The organism is Staphylococcus aureus, from assembly GCF_001027105.1.
Classification (GTDB): Bacteria; Bacillota; Bacilli; order Staphylococcales; family Staphylococcaceae; genus Staphylococcus; species Staphylococcus aureus.
Genome location: NZ_CP011526.1, coordinates 1,387,254 through 1,404,911, shown reverse-complemented (window position 1 = coordinate 1,404,911; position 17,658 = coordinate 1,387,254). Strand labels below are relative to the sequence as shown.

Below are 17,658 nucleotides of genomic sequence, written 5' to 3'. Positions count from 1 at the left end.
TGTATTACACCTCTTTGTAATTATTTAATAAATTTTCGTAAAAATTAACCACGTTTATTAACACTTTTTCATCAAAATTTAAATGTGATGTGTGCAAACCAGTTACAAAACCTTTATCTTCATTTCGTGTTCCTATAAAAACAAAGTAAGCTGGAGCTAGTTGTTGACCATAAAAACTAAAATCTTCCCCAAATAAGAATGGCGTTGGTTTGTCATAGACATTTAAATCAGCTTTTATTAAGGCGTCCTCTATTTGAGTACGTAATTTCGGACTATTGATTGTAGGGGGATAACCTTCTGCAAATTTAACTTCACAATCTACATTAAACAGAAGCTTGACACTTTCTGCTATCTTGTGCATTTGATTTTTAACGATTGTTAAATCATCAATATCATATGTACGAATAGTACCTTCTAAATAGCCATTACTTGGTACAGTGTTAATCGCTTCACCAGCTTTAAAATGACCAATATGAACAATATTTCGTTTCAAACCGTTAAGGTGAAATTGTTGAATTTGTGATATTTGAGTTAATACATGTTGTAATGCTTCACCACAAGAATGACCTTGTTCTTTATCAGCAACATGACTTGACAGGCCTGTTAAGAAAAAGCGATACTCTGTTGCGCTGGCCGTAATTTCTTCATCTCTTATCACTGCAATGCCTTCATCAGCAAATGGGTTAACATGAATACCAAATACCGCTTCAATTGGATACTTATCAAAGGCACCGGCTTTTATTAATCGATTTGCACCGCCACCAGTTTCTTCTGCAGGTTGGAAAATGAAAACGACATTTTGCGGTAATTGACCTGCATCTTGCATGTCTTTGCAACGTTGTACAAAAAGCATTAATGCAGTTGTATGACCATCATGTCCACAAGCATGCATCACATGATCAGATTGACTGCGATAAGGCACATCATTTTCCTCTAAAATAGGTAACGCATCAATATCAGCTCTATACGCTATCGTATGTGAGCCATTACCTTCTAAGTATGCAATGACGCCAGTTTCCAATGGGCAATCGTATTTAATATTTAAACTATCTAAAAACGCTTTAATATAAGCAGTTGTTTCAAATTCATGTAAGCTTAATTCAGGATGTTGATGTAAATGACGGCGATGTTTCGTAACAAATTCTAATTCATTCATAATTATCAATCCTTTGTGTTAAATTACTATATAAATAGTGTAACGTATTTCGAAATTTGTGATCATAAGTTTATTCAATGCTAAACAATAAGGTTGAGACATAATCGTATCTCAACCTTGAAATTATTATACGTTGACGTCACTAGTCATTCAGTTTTCTTAATGCTGCTACAATCTCTTTTTTAGTATCTTGTACTTCAGAAGCTTGCTTAATCACTTTTGCAGGTGTACCAGCAACAACTGCACCAGCTGGTACATCTTGTGTCACAATCGCGCCAGCTGCAACAATAGCACCTTTACCAACACGTACACCTTCTAAAATAACTGCATTTGCACCGATTAATACATCATCCTCGATTATAACCGGTGAAGCACTAGGGGGTTCAATCACACCTGCTAATACTGCGCCAGCCCCTACATGTACATTTTTACCAGTTGTAGCACGACCACCGAGAGTAGCATTCATATCAATCATTGTACCTTCGCCAACGACTGCGCCAATATTAATTGTTGCGCCCATCATAACGACAGCACCATCTTCAATAATGGCTTGTTCTCTAATAAACGCACCTGGTTCAATTCGTGCATTCGTATTTGTTAAGTCTTTTAATGGAATAGCAGAATTGCGACGATCCATTTCAATTTCTATATCTTCGAATTGACTACCATATGCTTCGTAAAAAGGTTTCCAATCATCCGCTTCACAAAAGATTACTTTAGATTGTTCTGAACCAAATACTTTAAAACTTTCTGGATATGTGATGCCTTCAAAATTACCATTTAAATATACTTTTATTGGTGTAGACTTTTTAGCATCACTTATATATTGAATAATTTCTTCAGCTGTTAAATGTTGTACCATAAAATAATCGATCTCCTTTAATATGTTTATAAGTTGTCAAACGTATAAAAGCCGTTTGGTTTATTAACTAAGCGTTCTGCTGCTTGTATTGCACCATTCGCAAAAATATCTTTTGATTGTGCACGATGCGTGATTTGAATCGTTTCATCAGTGCCAGCAAATAGAACTTCATGTTCACCGACAATCGTACCTCCACGAATAGAATGTATACCAATATCTTGTGGCTGGCGTTTTTCATTTAATTCATGTCTATCATACACAGGTGTTACATTTTCTTTCAAAGATACGATCACATCATACAATTTTTCTAACGTACCACTTGGTGCATCTACTTTTTTATTATGATGTGCCTCAGTCAATTCGATGTCGAAATCATCAAGTAGGGGAACAGCAGCTGCTAAAATTTTAGTCAATGCATGAACGCCATAACTCATGTTCGCGCTGAAAAACACAGGCATATTTTGACTCAATTCATCTAACTTATTAAGTAGTTTTTCTTTCTCGCCAGTTGTTGCCACAACTAATGGCAAATGAAAATCTTCATCTAATAAAGGGAAAAGCAGATTTGGATTTGAAAAATCTATTGCAACATCGGCACCTTTAACATCTGCAATATGTTGATATTGTTGATATGGCGTTGTTGCTTTCGGTGTATTTTCAATGACCCCAACGATTTCATGTCCTTTTTCTTCTGCTAATCTAGCAACGCGTTGATTCATTGCGCCATAGCCAATTAGTAATATTTTCACTCATTTTCACCCGCTTTAAATGTGTCATATGTTTCACGAAGCACTTTAGTATCTGTATCTTCTAGGCTAACCAATGGTAGACGTAATTCATAATTTCCAAATCCTAAATAACTTGTTAGAGCTTTAATAGGAATTGGGTTAATATCAACTGATAAAGCTGATAACAGTGTGCCGATTGGTTTAAATTGATCTTGAATATCTAATCCACTTTGTTGAGCATCGTATAACGCTTGAAATTCTTTAGGAATGACATTGGCAATAACAGAGATAACCCCTTGACCGCCACGTTGATAGTATTCGACGACGTTGTCATCATTGCCACTATATAATGCAAATGAATTTGTATCAATGCGCTTTTTCACTTCTTCTAAATACTCAAAATCATTCGTAGCATCTTTTAAAGCAACTATATAAGGATGTTGACTTAATATTTCTACAGTTTCTGGTTCAATTGTCATGTTCGTTCTTGAAGGAACATTGTACAGCACGACTGGTAATTTCACAGCATCTGCAATCGCTTCAAAGTGTTTGACTAAACCACGTTGGTTCGTTTTGTTGTAGTAGGGCGTAATTAACATAATTGCATCAGCCCCTAAGGCTTTAGCTTGGATTGAAGCTTGGATTGACTTTTCAGTATCATTAGTGCCAGTTCCTGCTATGACAGGAACACGTTTATCTACAAGATCAATAACTGTTTTTAGAATGCGTTCTTTTTCATCTGTTGTTAAAGTAGGGCTCTCAGCAGTAGTTCCATTAACGATGATTGCTTGGGCATTATTTTCTAGTAAAAAATTAACGTGTGTTTTCAAAGCTTCAATATTAACTTTGTTATTTGTAAAAGGGGTTGTAAGTGCAACGCCAACACCCTCAAATAAATGTGTCATTTTAATTCGCTCCTTTTAAACGCATAACTTGTTCCAATACTTGTACAGCATTTAATGCAGCACCTTTTAATAAATTGTCTGATGTACACCATACATGGAAAGTATTTTCTAATGAATCATCTCTACGTATACGGCCAACAAACACTTCATCTTTATTAGTAGAATTGATTGCCATTGGATATTCATTGTTCTCTGGATTGTCTACTAAAACAACGCGGTCATCTTGATCAAATAACGCTTTAATATCTTCTGCTGTTGTTTCTTTGTCAAGCGTTACATCAATTTCAACACTATGACTATCTTGAACAGGCACACGTGCGCATGTTGCTGTTACTTTTAAGTCTGGCGCATTTAAAATTTTTCTCGTCTCATCAATCATTTTTTGTTCTTCTTTTGTATATCCGTTTTCTAAAAACACATCAATATGCGGTAACACATTATTATAAATTGGATGTGGATATGCTTCTGGTGCTTTACCATTTACACCTTCAGCTAAATCTTTCTTACCTTTCATCCCTGAACCTGATACAGCTTGATATGTTGTATATGCCACTCGTTTTAAACCATAAGCATCTTGCAATACTTTTAGAGGTACAACAGATTGAATCGTAGAGCAGTTTGGATTGGCAATGATACCTCTTGTAAATGTAGGTTCATTGACTTCCGGAACGATTAAATCAATATCTTCTGCCATACGCCATTGACTTGAATTGTCTATAACGATTGCACCAGCTTTTTCAAAAAGTGGGGCAAAGTGTTCGCTTGTACCGCCACCAGCACTCATTAATACATAATCGAAATGTTCACTTGCACGAGCATCAGTTAATTCTTGAACTGTATATGTTTTTCCTTGAAATTCAACTTCTTGCCCTGCAGAACGTGCTGATGAAAATAATACTAATTCATCGAAAGGAATATTTTTACGATTTAATGTCTCCAACATTTTTGTACCTACTAATCCTGTTGCACCCACAACTGCTAACTTTGTCATAACTTGTCACTCCATTTTATAATAATTTCCAATTTTTAGAATATTTTAACAATCATTTTACCATTAAATGTTAAATGCGTCATATAGTTTTTCTACCGCTTGTTGCCCATTAAAATCATCAATGACGTATGAAATACTTATTTCAGATGTTGTTGTTTGGTAGAAAGGTATATTATTTTCAATTAATGTCAAAAATGCTTTTGATGCCACACCTGACATATCACGCATGCCTGAGCCAATTAATGAAATTTTGACATAATGCTCATTGATTTTATAAGCTAATGCTTCATATTGATTCTTTAATGTTTCAAGAATCATAGAAATTTGATGAAAATCACTATCTTTAATCGTGAAGGATAGTTGTAGCCCATCCAAGTTGACGATTTGTGAAATCATATCAACATTTACAGCACCTTCTTCAAGTTCCGTAAATAGTTGGGTAAGTAGCTGATTGTCAGGTAGGGGATAACTAATTGTTACATGCATCATATGTTTATCCAAAGCCACACCAGTAACTGCTTTTTTCTCTAATATTTCTTCATTTGACATAATCCATGTTCCTTTCACGTTCGATAAAGTTTTTCCTAAATATAAAGGGATATTATAGTTTTTAGCTAATTCAACACTTCTTGTTTCAAGTACACCAGCACCTAAAGCGCTCATTTCCATCATTTCTTCATATGAGACGATGTCTAGTCGTTTAGCCTTTGGTAAAAGTCTTGGGTCAGTGGCATACACACCATCAACGTCGGTATAAATTTCACAAGGTATTTGATTACTAACAGCAAGTGCCACAGCGGTCGTATCAGAACCACCTCTGCCTAAAGTTGTTAATTCCTGATGTTCATTGATGCCTTGAAATCCAGCAACTACTAAAATATCGTTTTCTTGAAAGGCTTGTTCAAATGTTTGAGGATTAATTTGAGCAATTTTACTTTTTAAATGATGGCCAATGGTTTTAATACCCGCTTGATAGCCAGTCATTGCTTTGGCATTCATACCGATATCATTTAATACCATTGATAAATAAGATACAGTTTGTTGCTCTCCGGTTGTCAATAATAATGCCAGTTCTTGTTGTTTTGGTGCTTTAGTCAAGGTTGATACATTCGTCATTAATTGATCTGTTGTGTTACCCATAGCACTTACAACGACAATTAATTGTTCATCTTGATTGACTCGCTCCTTTAACATTTCAGCGATCCTTTTTATTTTTGTAAAATCACTGACGGATGATCCGCCAAATTTCAACACACTTCTTGTTACCATATAATCCTCCTAATTGTTAGGAAGGGCACACAATAATAAAAAAAGAACAAGTTCGGAATGCGAACTTGCTCTTAATCTATATACAAGTGATGCACTCCATTATTTTTAAATAATGACAAACTCTCAGCTCTTAACCAAAAAGTCCAACAAATTATAACTGCTATTATAATTGCTTCGGCATCGCACCCTTTCAAATTTAGCTGTTAGCAGACAGTAATCTAAACTTTACTCATGATTGATGCGCCTCATCAAAATATTATTAAATTGGTATGTGTTCATTATACATATGACAAATATGAATGTAAACCGATAATTTAGATTTTTTGGAATAACCTGAAAATTCAAGTTATAGCGTTGCTTATATTTTAAAAGGTGGTGATAATGAGACTTTTTGAAAAATAAAATTCAAAATACTTATAGCATAATCAATATGCACATTAAATAAATGTACTCTTTTAATGCGTTGATAACTGTATTTGTAATTTAGAGAAGGGGTGTTCACTATGCTGATGTGTTAAAAAATAAAATAAAAAGGACACCTCGATGCTATAAATATTAGCATCGAGACGCCCAGTTAATGTCTATTAAATTGAATATAGTCTCGGACATGAATCAATGCCCTAGGCCCTGCAATGTTATATTGACAGTAGTTGACTGAATGAAAATGACTTTGTAGCTAGCTTTTTTCAATCCTTGTCGGTGCAACACATAGAGAAATTGGATTCCTAATTTCTACAAACAATACAAGTTGCGGAATAAGTCCCAATATAGAAGGTGACAGTAAGCCAACTTACAATAATGTGCAAGTTGGTCGGGCCTCAATACAGAGATTTTCGAAAAGAAATTCTACATATTATGTTTATTTTAAAACGCCGATTTCTTGTAAATATTCTTCATATGGAATTTCTTTTGAAACGCCACCTTGTTTATTTAAATCGATAACACGGTTTGCGATTGTATTGATAAATTCAAAGTCATATGAAGTAAAGATAATAGAACCTTTGAATGATTTAAGTCCATCATTAACAGCAGTAATACTTTCTAAGTCTAAGTGGTTTGTTGGTTCATCAAGTAAAAGAACGTTTGCACTTGATAACATCATTTTACTTAGCATACAACGTACTTTTTCTCCACCTGAAAGTACACTAGCTTTTTTCTTAACTTCTTCTCCACTAAATAGCATACGGCCTAAGAAGCCGCGTAAAAATGTTTCAGTTTGCTCATCTTCTGGTGCGTATTGTCTTAACCAATCTACAAGGTTCATATTAACGCCCTCAAAGAATTCTGAGTTATCTTTAGGGAAGTAACTTAATGACGTTGTTACACCCCATTTATATGAACCTTCGTCTGGTTCCATTTCACCGGCTAATATTTTAAGCAATGTGGTTTTCGCAATTTCACTATCCCCAATTAAAATTGCTTTATCATTTGGATTCATTGTGAATGAAATATTATCTAATACTTTTTCACCGTCAATCGTTTTAGATAGATTTTGAACGATTAGTAAGTCATTACCGATTTCGCGCTCAGGTGTGAATTTAACGAAAGGATATCTTCTTGATGATGGTTGAATATCATCTAATTCAATTTTCTCGAGTTGTTTTTTACGACTTGTTGCTTGTTTAGATTTAGAAGCGTTAGCTGAGAAACGAGCAATAAAGTCCTGTAACTCTTTCATTTTTTCTTCTTTTTTCTTGTTTTGTTCTTGAGCCATCTTTTGAGCTAACTGACTAGATTGATACCAAAAATCATAGTTACCAACATAAACTTTAATTTTACCGAAGTCTAAATCAGCGATATGAGTACATACATTATTTAAGAAATGACGGTCATGCGATACTACGATAACAGTATTATCAAAGTTAATTAAGAAATCTTCTAACCAACTGATTGCTGGAATATCGAGACCGTTAGTAGGCTCATCCAGTAATAGTACGTCTGGTTCACCGAATAAACTTTGCGCTAATAATACTTTAATTTTTTGGTTGTTTTCTAATTCAGCCATTTTTTTATCGTGTAAAGTTGGATCGATACCTAAACCAGATAAAAGGTTAGCAGCATCAGCTTCAGCATTCCAACCATTCATTTCTGCAAATTCACCTTCAAGTTCAGCAGCACGGATACCATCTTCATCACTGAAATCTGGCTTCATATAGATTTCATCTTTTTCTTTCATAACCTCATAAAGACGTTCGTGACCTTTAATTACAACATCAAGCACGCGTTCATCTTCATAAGCATAGTGGTCCTGTTTTAAAACAGCTAGACGTTCATTTTTCCCTAATGAAACATGTCCTGTTTGAGAATCTAATTCACCAGATAATATTTTTAAGAATGTTGATTTACCTGCACCATTCGCACCAATTAATCCATAACAATTACCTTCTGTAAATTTAATATTTACATCTTCAAATAGTTTACGATCTCCAAAACGTAAACTCACATCAGTTACTTGTAACATGCATTTTCTCCTTTTTTTCATTCGATATTCTAACGGAAGAATTATATCATATTATCGTCACAGTTTCGACCTCATATAAGTTGTAATGATAGAATGACTCACACATGTTATAATAATAAAGAATACAAGAATCGAAGGAGAATAACATGGCATTAGACAAAGATATAGTAGGTTCTATAGAATTCCTTGAAGTAGTAGGGTTACAAGGTTCAACTTACCTTTTAAAAGGACCAAACGGTGAAAACGTAAAGTTAAACCAATCAGAAATGAACGATGATGATGAATTAGAAGTAGGTGAAGAATATAGTTTCTTCATTTATCCAAACCGTTCAGGTGAATTATTTGCAACTCAAAATATGCCTGATATTACGAAAGATAAATATGACTTTGCTAAAGTACTTAAAACGGATCGCGATGGGGCACGTATAGATGTTGGATTACCCCGTGAAGTGTTAGTACCATGGGAAGATTTACCAAAAGTGAAATCACTATGGCCACAACCTGGTGATTATTTGCTAGTTACATTACGAATTGACCGTGAGAATCATATGTATGGACGTTTAGCGAGTGAATCTGTTGTAGAAAATATGTTTACACCTGTACACGACGATAATTTAAAAAACGAAGTCATTGAAGCCAAACCTTACCGCGTATTACGAATTGGTAGCTTTTTATTAAGCGAATCAGGTTACAAAATTTTCGTACATGAATCAGAACGTAAAGCTGAACCAAGATTAGGTGAATCTGTTCAAGTTAGAATTATCGGGCATAATGATAAAGGTGAGTTAAATGGTTCATTTTTACCACTTGCACATGAACGTTTAGACGATGACGGCCAAGTCATCTTTGATTTACTAGTTGAATATGATGGTGAATTACCATTCTGGGACAAATCAAGCCCTGAAGCGATTAAAGAAGTATTCAATATGAGTAAAGGTTCATTCAAACGTGCAATCGGTCACTTATATAAACAGAAGATTATTAATATAGAAACAGGTAAAATCGCTTTAACTAAAAAAGGTTGGAGTCGAATGGACTCAAAAGAATAATCATTTTTACACGTGTCGTAGGATGCGTGTTTTTTTTATTCAATATTAAATCGGACAGATGAAGTAGTTTTTTAAACATTCCTTTCAAAGTAAAAAATTAAATAATTCAAACGAATAGGCTGGGACATTAAGTTCTTAGGCAATGTAAAAAAGCTGATTTCTATTAATTATTTGATGGAAATCAGCTTTTTTGATATGTATTTTATAATGTACAGCTCGTTGAGCTGCTATTTTCCTTATATTAAGTGCCATTAATACAAAACCTAGCTCTCGTTTAACTTTATTTATTCCTCGAACTGACATTCGAGTGAAACCCAAAATAGCCTTCATAAATCCAAAAACAGGCTCTACATAAATTTTTCTATGACTATAGATTTTTTTCGTTTCTGGTTCAGAAAGCTTTTGATTAATTTGGGCTTTAATGTATTTCAAAGTAAAATTACATGTTAATACGTAGTATTAATGGCGAGACTCCTGAGGGAGCAGTGCCAGTCGAAGACAGGGGCCCCAACACAGAAGCTGACATATAGTCAGCTTACAACAATGTGCCGGTTGGGGTGGCTGAGACGGCACCCTAGGAAGGGACCCGTCATCAAAAATTCTATTTATAGAATTTTACAGTAATGTGACAGACGGGCAAAGCGAAGCCATTCAATACGAAGTATTGTATAAATAGAGAACAGCAGTAAGATATTTTCTAATTGAAAATTATCTTACTGCTGTTTTTTTAGGGATTTATGTCCCAGCCATTTTTGTATTCATATTTAAATTTCGATAATTTTTCAGGAAGCATTTTAATTTTACTAATGAAGCAATATTTTTTAGATTAACAAAAATTAATATTTACATTTTCTTAACAATTTTTTATGTAACATTTACAGTTTCTAAAAATGAGGTTAATAATTCAAGGTTAAGATAAAGATGTAATCAATACAAATACTATTTGTTGTTCATACAGGGAGGATATTTCAATGAAAAAATGGCAATTTGTTGGTACTACAGCTTTAGGTGCAACACTATTATTAGGTGCTTGTGGTGGCGGTAATGGTGGCAGTGGTAATAGTGATTTAAAAGGGGAAGCTAAAGGTGATGGCTCATCAACAGTAGCACCAATTGTGGAGAAATTAAATGAAAAATGGGCTCAAGATCACTCGGATGCTAAAATCTCAGCAGGACAAGCTGGTACAGGTGCTGGTTTCCAAAAATTCATTGCAGGAGATATCGACTTCGCTGATGCTTCTAGACCAATTAAAGATGAAGAGAAGCAAAAATTACAAGATAAGAATATCAAATACAAAGAATTCAAAATTGCGCAAGATGGTGTAACGGTTGCTGTAAATAAAGAAAATGATTTTGTAGATGAATTAGACAAACAGCAATTAAAAGCAATTTATTCTGGAAAAGCTAAAACATGGAAAGATGTTAATAGTAAATGGCCAGATAAAAAAATAAATGCTGTATCACCAAACTCAAGTCATGGTACTTATGACTTCTTTGAAAATGAAGTAATGAATAAAGAAGATATTAAAGCAGAAAAAAATGCTGATACAAATGCTATCGTTTCTTCTGTAACGAAAAACAAAGAGGGAATCGGATACTTTGGATATAACTTCTACGTACAAAATAAAGATAAATTAAAAGAAGTTAAAATCAAAGATGAAAATGGTAAAGCAACAGAGCCTACGAAAAAAACAATTCAAGATAACTCTTATGCATTAAGTAGACCATTATTCATTTATGTAAATGAAAAAGCATTGAAAGATAATAAAGTAATGTCAGAATTTATCAAATTCGTCTTAGAAGATAAAGGTAAAGCAGCTGAAGAAGCTGGATATGTAGCAGCACCAGAGAAAACATACAAATCACAATTAGATGATTTAAAAGCATTTATTGATAAAAATCAAAAATCAGACGACAAGAAATCTGATGATAAAAAGTCTGAAGACAAAAAATAATAAGACGCAATTTCAAATGTGTCTTGAAACATGATTTTGATGGTGAATCATTATTTAGAGTACAAAGCTTGATTTATCGAGACGCTGATTTTGACATTCAGTTAGTCTACAAGCTTATCAACTTAAAATAGTGGTTCATCATTATTTTACAAATCTAATTATTTTGGGAGTAATAGAAAGAGGTTTGATTATGACTTCATCTACTAATGTTAAAGCTTTAATCGAAAAAAATAATAATAAAAAAGGAAAGCATAATGACAAAATTATACCAGTTATTTTAGCCGCAATTTCAGCGATTTCCATTTTAACAACACTAGGTATATTAATCACATTGCTTTTAGAAACCATCACTTTTTTCACCAGAATTCCAATAACTGAATTTCTATTTTCTACTACTTGGAATCCTACCGGTTCAGACCCTAAGTTTGGTATCTGGGCATTGATAATAGGGACTTTAAAAATCACAGTTATTGCGACTATATTTGCAGTTCCAGTCGGGCTTGGTGCAGCAATTTATTTAAGTGAATATGCAAGTGACCGTGCACGACGCATAATTAAACCGATATTAGAAATTTTAGCAGGAATACCAACAATTGTGTTTGGTTTCTTTGCATTAACCTTTGTTACACCAGTATTAAGATCTTTCATACCAGGTCTTGGAGAGTTTAATGCTATAAGTCCCGGCTTAGTTGTCGGTATTATGATTGTCCCTCTCATCACAAGTTTGAGTGAGGATGCAATGGCATCTGTACCAAATAAAATTCGAGAAGGTGCCTATGGACTTGGAGCAACTAAATTAGAAGTAGCAACTAAAGTCGTACTTCCCGCAGCAACATCAGGTATTGTAGCTTCAATCGTTCTCGCGATTTCAAGAGCAATTGGAGAAACGATGATTGTATCATTAGCGGCAGGTAGTTCGCCAACAGCTTCATTAAGTTTAACAAGTTCGATTCAAACAATGACTGGATATATTGTTGAGATAGCGACAGGTGATGCAACATTTGGATCAAATATTTATTACAGTATTTATGCTGTAGGGTTCACACTATTTATCTTTACCTTAATCATGAATTTACTTTCTCAGTGGATTTCTAAGCGTTTTAGGGAGGAGTATTAATATGGAAACGACAGATAATAATAGACAATCACTCGTCGATCAACAACTTGTCCAAAAACATTTATCATCCAGAACGGTTAAAAATAAAGTGTTCAAACTCATATTTTTAGCATGTACATTATTAGGACTTGTCGTACTTATTGCGTTGTTAACTCAAACATTGATTAAAGGGGTAAGTCATTTAAATTTACAGTTTTTCACTAATTTTTCTTCTTCAACACCATCTATGGCTGGCGTTAAAGGCGCGTTAATCGGTTCACTTTGGTTAATGTTAAGTATCATTCCATTATCAATCATCCTAGGAATAGGTACAGCTATATACTTAGAAGAATATGCGAAAAACAACAAATTTACTCAGTTTGTTAAAATCAGTATTTCCAATTTAGCTGGTGTACCATCAGTTGTATTTGGGTTATTAGGTTATACTTTGTTCGTTGGTGGTGCAGGGATTGAAGCCTTGAAAATGGGTAACAGTATATTGGCAGCAGCGCTAACAATGACCTTACTGATATTACCAATTATTATTGTTTCAAGTCAGGAAGCAATTAGAGCTGTACCTAACTCAGTACGCGAAGCTTCTTACGGCTTAGGTGCTAATAAATGGCAAACGATAAGACGTGTTGTCTTACCAGCAGCGTTACCTGGTATTTTAACTGGATTCATTTTGTCTCTTTCAAGAGCACTGGGAGAAACAGCGCCACTTGTGCTAATCGGTATACCGACTATATTATTGGCAACACCTAGAAGTATATTGGATCAATTTTCAGCATTACCTATCCAAATATTTACTTGGGCGAAAATGCCTCAAGAAGAATTCCAGAATGTTGCATCGGCAGGCATTATCGTTTTACTAGTTATCTTAATCTTAATGAATGGCGTTGCGATTATTTTACGTAACAAATTTAGTAAAAAATTCTAATTTAAACAATCAATCTCATTTATCTATTAAAAAGGGAGTTTTAAATATGGCGCAAACACTTGCACAAACTAAACAAATATCTCAAAGTCATACGTTTGATGTCTCACAAAGTCATCATAAAACACCAGATGATACAAACTCACATTCTGTTATATATTCAACACAAAATTTAGACTTATGGTATGGCGAAAATCATGCATTACAAAATATTAATTTAGATATTTATGAAAACCAAATTACTGCCATTATAGGTCCATCTGGTTGTGGCAAATCAACATATATTAAAACTTTGAATCGAATGGTTGAGTTAGTACCTTCTGTGAAAACAGCTGGTAAAATATTATATCGAGATCAAGACATTTTTGATCAAAAATATTCTAAAGAACAATTACGTACAAATGTGGGCATGGTCTTTCAACAACCTAATCCATTTCCAAAATCAATATACGATAATATTACTTACGGTCCAAAGATTCACGGTATTAAAAATAAAAAAGTTCTTGATGAAATCGTTGAGAAATCATTACGTGGCGCTGCAATTTGGGATGAATTAAAGGATAGGTTGCACACAAATGCATATAGTTTATCCGGTGGGCAACAACAACGTGTTTGTATCGCGCGTTGTTTAGCAATTGAACCTGAAGTCATTTTAATGGATGAACCGACATCAGCATTAGATCCAATCTCAACATTAAGAGTAGAAGAGTTGGTTCAAGAACTAAAAGAAAAGTATACAATTATTATGGTTACACATAATATGCAACAAGCAGCTCGTGTATCAGATAAAACTGCATTTTTCTTAAATGGTTATGTCAATGAATATGATGATACTGATAAAATTTTCTCTAACCCATCAAACAAGAAAACAGAAGATTATATTTCAGGAAGGTTTGGTTGATATATAATGGCAATAATTAGACAACGATATCAGGAGCAACTTGATGATTTAATAAAAGAATTACGTCGGTTAGGTGCAAATGTCTATGTGAGTATTGAAAATGGTATAAAATCATTAAGTATTGACGATAGAGGCTTTGCACGACAAACAGTTAAAAACGATAAACATATCAATCAATTAAATTATGATATTAATGAGCGAGTTATCATGTTAATTACAAAGCAACAGCCCATTGCGAGTGATTTGCGTATGATGATTTCTTCATTAAAAATCGCCTCCGATTTAGAAAGAATAGGAGATAATGCCTCGAGTATTGCCAATATTCGATTGCGTACAAAGATTACAGATGATTATGTGTTAACCCGTTTAAAGACAATGGGTAAATTAGCTATGTTAATGTTAAAGGACTTAGATCAAGCATTTAAAAAGAAAGATACCGTATTAATAAGAGAAATAATTGAGCGTGATGAAGATATCGATGACTTATATAGTCATATTATTAACGCAACGTATCTTATTGATAACGATCCATTTGTCGCTGCACAAGCTCATTTAGCAGCAAGACATTTAGAACGTATTGGTGATCATATTATTAACATCGCTGAAAGTGTTTATTTTTATTTAACAGGTACACATTACGAACAATAACTTAAAGTTATTACTATAAAATCCCTTACGATAAATATATATTTCTATTATTCATAAACCCTCAAAAAAACCAAGATTCTCACAATTAGTAATGTGAAAATCTTGGTTTATATTGTTCTACTATAAATTGTCTCGCATCTTAGTTATTTGCTTGCTCAATTTCATCTGTTAATTTTTCAACTTCATCGACTAAATCAGAAATATATTGAATTGTAGATTTAAGTGGCTGTTCTGTAGTAATGTCTACACCTGCAATGTTTGCAAGTTCGACAGGTGATACACTACCACCTTTTTTCAATGTTTCTAACCAAGCATCAACAGCTGGTTGGCCTTCATTTTTAATCTTTTGAGAAACGACAGTTCCGATTGTTAAGCCAGCAGAATACGTATACGAATATAATCCCATATAGTAATGAGGTTGACGCATCCATGTTAATTCAGCACCCTCAGTCATGTCTACTGCATCTCCAAAAAATTGTTTATAAACATTTAGCATTATTTCATTTAATGTCGGCGCATTTAAAGATTCACCTTGATCTACTTTGTGATACACTTCACGTTGATAAGCAGCTTCTAATAAATGGGTAACCATATTATGATAATATGTTCTAGATAAAATTGAGCCAATAACCCAACGCTTAAATCTTGGATTATCACTTGTGTTAAATAAATAATTGGCCATCAACATTTCATTCATTGTAGAAGGGGCTTCAACAAAGTACATTGATGCTTCTGATTCAAGATATGGTTGATGTTTTTGAGCTAATGTAAAATGACCTGCATGACCTAATTCATGTGCTAAGACAAATGCTTCAGCCATTTTACCAGTCCAAGAAATAAACACATATGAATGTGTAAAGTATGGACTTGCACAAAATGCGCCTGTATCTTTACCTTTATTTTGTGCAAAATCAATCCATCGCTGATCGTATGCTTCACGTAACATGTTTGTATAGTCATCACCTAAAACACTTAACGCACCGAAAATATAATTTTTTGAGTCTTCAATTGAAATCTCTGGTTCATAATCAGGGTCTACAGAAATCTTCAAGTCTTCAAAACGCATGTTATCTAATCCGTGAATACGTTGTAAAAGTTTAGCATATTTCTGCATAACTGGTGCCAAGTCACGCATAATCATATCGATTTGACGGTCAAACATATCACGCGTTACTTCTTGACTATGTAATAAATAATCGATGACTGATTCAAATCCACGTAAATCAGCTTCAATTTTTTCTTGTTGTACTTGCATATTATATGTAGCCGCGGTAGTATGCTGATATTTTCGAATCCCATCGCTAAACGATTTGAAACTTTTACGTCTAAACTCAGGATCTTTATTATCTTCATAATCATTTTCAAACGTAGCATAGTCGACAGGGTACGTTGTACCATCATGTTCAAATGAATCGAATGTAATATCTAGCATTTTTGTCGTGCCGTATAAATCGTAAGGACTGTTTAGCGTAGGTGATAAAGTTGCTAATACTTGTTCTACCGACGCAGATAATTGGAATGGCTTTTGTTTTATTAACTGTTTAATATAGTGTTGATATGGACATGATTCTTCTAATTGTTGAAGTATTTCTTCTGGTAATTCAAGTATTTCTGACTCTACAAATGATAATTGGCTAACAATTTTACCGTATGTAGTAGATAATTTAGCGCTCAATACTTGTGCCTCGATATTACTAGTATCTACACTTAAACGTAGTTCTGCATAATTACTTAAGCGATCTAAGGCAATTAAAATATTTTCTAATTCAGCTAAAGCAGTATTAATTTGTTCGATTGAATTTAATGTTGTTGCATATGTATGATGAAATTGATTTGCTTGTTGTACTAGAGCGTCAATACTTTCATAATATTGTTGATCATCTTTAAATAAGTCTACTAAATCCCATGTTTCTGAAACAGGAACATCTTCTCTTAAAGGTAAACCTTGAGACATATAATCACTCCTTTGGTATAATACATTCATTATACATAATTTTGTCTCCTAAACGATAATGTTACGATTTCCATGTCGCAAGGAACAATGATTTTTCTATTAGTAGATAGAATATTGCTTGAAACTGACTGCTATTGTTTAAGTTTTTAAAAATTTATAATAAAATGTATACAAGGAAAGTAATGAAATAAAAGGAGAATGAATATGACATTATTCGATATGCCTAATTATTTATGGATCACAACATTAATAATGATTTTATTAACAATATTCTGTTGCTTAGTTTTAAATAAATGGTTTGTATCTGCAGTAATTACATTTGTTATATTAGGTGTGCTTGCATTTTTTATTCCAAATTTTCAAGATATAAAATATCAACCATTATTAGGATACGCTGCATTTTTAGCGATTATGAGTTTATTAATTAGTTTTCTATTATGGTATTTTACTAGAAATTGGCGTAAAGAAAGAAAAGCGCGTAAATTAGAAAAGCAAATTGAAAAATACGGCTATGAGGGCGCTGAACTTCGCCGTAAAGATAAAAAATAATATTCGACAACTATATGCACAAAATCATCGACTTTTAAGTTACACTGCAGTAACAATTATTTCGAAAGAGATGGAATACAGTGCTATAGTTGTTTTTGTTTTGACTTTTTTATATTTTACATGGTTGACTTGATTCAAAATATTATATTTTATAATGATTTTGTTAAAAAATTAAATATACTTCAATTTCTTTATGG

At 33.4% G+C, this 17,658-nt stretch carries 16 protein-coding genes, 1 pseudogene and 1 riboswitch; of the genes and pseudogenes, 8 read left to right on the top strand and 9 right to left on the bottom strand.

The window, feature by feature from the left end; all coding sequences use genetic code 11:
* Positions 1–4 precede the first annotated feature (4 nt).
* The 7 genes from AA076_RS07060 to AA076_RS07030 form a co-directional block, all read right to left on the bottom strand.
* A complete protein-coding gene (locus tag AA076_RS07060; protein WP_001003793.1) occupies positions 5–1,156 on the bottom strand; it encodes an amidohydrolase in 1,152 nt (383 codons plus the stop codon).
* A gap of 142 nt (positions 1,157–1,298) precedes the next feature.
* Entirely contained in the window at positions 1,299–2,018 is a 720-nt protein-coding gene (gene dapD, locus AA076_RS07055) for a 2,3,4,5-tetrahydropyridine-2,6-dicarboxylate N-acetyltransferase (RefSeq protein ID WP_000249839.1), read from the bottom strand.
* 26 nt (positions 2,019–2,044) lie between these two features.
* A complete protein-coding gene (dapB, locus tag AA076_RS07050) occupies positions 2,045–2,767 on the bottom strand; it encodes a 4-hydroxy-tetrahydrodipicolinate reductase (RefSeq protein WP_000698235.1) in 723 nt (240 codons plus the stop codon).
* Positions 2,764–3,651: a 4-hydroxy-tetrahydrodipicolinate synthase gene (dapA, locus tag AA076_RS07045; protein WP_000149257.1), complete on the bottom strand. Its 888-nt coding sequence runs from the start codon at positions 3,649–3,651 to the stop codon at positions 2,764–2,766. Before dapA ends, dapB begins: the two co-directional genes overlap by 4 nt.
* Before the next feature lies 1 nt (position 3,652).
* Entirely contained in the window at positions 3,653–4,642 is a 990-nt protein-coding gene (locus AA076_RS07040; RefSeq protein ID WP_000163531.1) for an aspartate-semialdehyde dehydrogenase, read from the bottom strand.
* Between the two features lie 63 nt (positions 4,643–4,705).
* On the bottom strand, positions 4,706–5,911 hold the full coding sequence (locus AA076_RS07035) for an aspartate kinase (RefSeq protein WP_000258712.1): 1,206 nt from the start codon (positions 5,909–5,911) through the stop codon (positions 4,706–4,708).
* Positions 5,912–5,992: 81 nt separating this feature from the next.
* Positions 5,993–6,168: riboswitch (Lysine riboswitch) on the bottom strand.
* A 602-nt stretch (positions 6,169–6,770) separates the two neighbouring features.
* Positions 6,771–8,372 (bottom strand): ABC-F family ATP-binding cassette domain-containing protein, encoded by a 1,602-nt coding sequence (locus AA076_RS07030; RefSeq protein ID WP_000942300.1) that lies wholly within the window; start codon positions 8,370–8,372, stop codon positions 6,771–6,773.
* Between the two features lie 146 nt (positions 8,373–8,518).
* Between AA076_RS07030 and cvfB the strand changes: the two genes are divergently transcribed.
* Entirely contained in the window at positions 8,519–9,421 is a 903-nt protein-coding gene (gene cvfB / locus AA076_RS07025) for an RNA-binding virulence regulatory protein CvfB (RefSeq protein WP_001162359.1), read from the top strand.
* A gap of 135 nt (positions 9,422–9,556) precedes the next feature.
* Here the strand turns inward: cvfB and AA076_RS07020 are convergent.
* A pseudogene (locus AA076_RS07020) lies at positions 9,557–9,847 on the bottom strand (transposase); the annotation flags it as partial.
* A 545-nt stretch (positions 9,848–10,392) separates the two neighbouring features.
* Between AA076_RS07020 and AA076_RS07010 the strand changes: the two are divergent.
* The 5 genes from AA076_RS07010 (at position 10,393) to phoU (ending at position 14,958) form a co-directional block, all read left to right on the top strand.
* Positions 10,393–11,376 (top strand): phosphate ABC transporter substrate-binding protein PstS, encoded by a 984-nt coding sequence (locus AA076_RS07010; protein ID WP_000759232.1) that lies wholly within the window; start codon positions 10,393–10,395, stop codon positions 11,374–11,376.
* 190 nt (positions 11,377–11,566) lie between these two features.
* Complete coding sequence (gene pstC, locus AA076_RS07005; RefSeq protein WP_000204625.1) at positions 11,567–12,493, top strand: phosphate ABC transporter permease subunit PstC; 927 nt, start codon at positions 11,567–11,569, stop codon at positions 12,491–12,493.
* Position 12,494: 1 nt separating this feature from the next.
* The gene (gene pstA / locus AA076_RS07000; protein WP_000450297.1) at positions 12,495–13,412 is read left to right on the top strand and encodes a phosphate ABC transporter permease PstA; all 918 of its coding nucleotides are present in this window, start codon (positions 12,495–12,497) and stop codon (positions 13,410–13,412) included.
* A 46-nt stretch (positions 13,413–13,458) separates the two neighbouring features.
* A complete protein-coding gene (gene pstB / locus AA076_RS06995; protein WP_000079447.1) occupies positions 13,459–14,310 on the top strand; it encodes a phosphate ABC transporter ATP-binding protein PstB in 852 nt (283 codons plus the stop codon).
* A 6-nt stretch (positions 14,311–14,316) separates the two neighbouring features.
* Positions 14,317–14,958 (top strand): phosphate signaling complex protein PhoU, encoded by a 642-nt coding sequence (gene phoU, locus AA076_RS06990; RefSeq protein WP_000974847.1) that lies wholly within the window; start codon positions 14,317–14,319, stop codon positions 14,956–14,958.
* 139 nt (positions 14,959–15,097) lie between these two features.
* On the opposite strand, the gene pepF is transcribed toward phoU, so the two are convergent.
* On the bottom strand, positions 15,098–16,912 hold the full coding sequence (pepF, locus tag AA076_RS06985) for an oligoendopeptidase F (RefSeq protein ID WP_000077571.1): 1,815 nt from the start codon (positions 16,910–16,912) through the stop codon (positions 15,098–15,100).
* A 204-nt stretch (positions 16,913–17,116) separates the two neighbouring features.
* Here pepF and AA076_RS06980 point away from each other — a divergent pair, with 204 nt between their 5' ends.
* Positions 17,117–17,461, top strand: coding sequence for a 6TM ABC transporter family protein (locus tag AA076_RS06980; RefSeq protein WP_000171798.1), 345 nt, complete (start codon positions 17,117–17,119; stop codon positions 17,459–17,461).
* Positions 17,409–17,594 (top strand): hypothetical protein, encoded by a 186-nt coding sequence (locus AA076_RS14955; RefSeq protein WP_001791844.1) that lies wholly within the window; start codon positions 17,409–17,411, stop codon positions 17,592–17,594. The genes AA076_RS06980 and AA076_RS14955 overlap by 53 nt, the downstream gene beginning before the upstream one ends.
* The last annotated feature ends 64 nt before the right edge of the window (positions 17,595–17,658 follow it).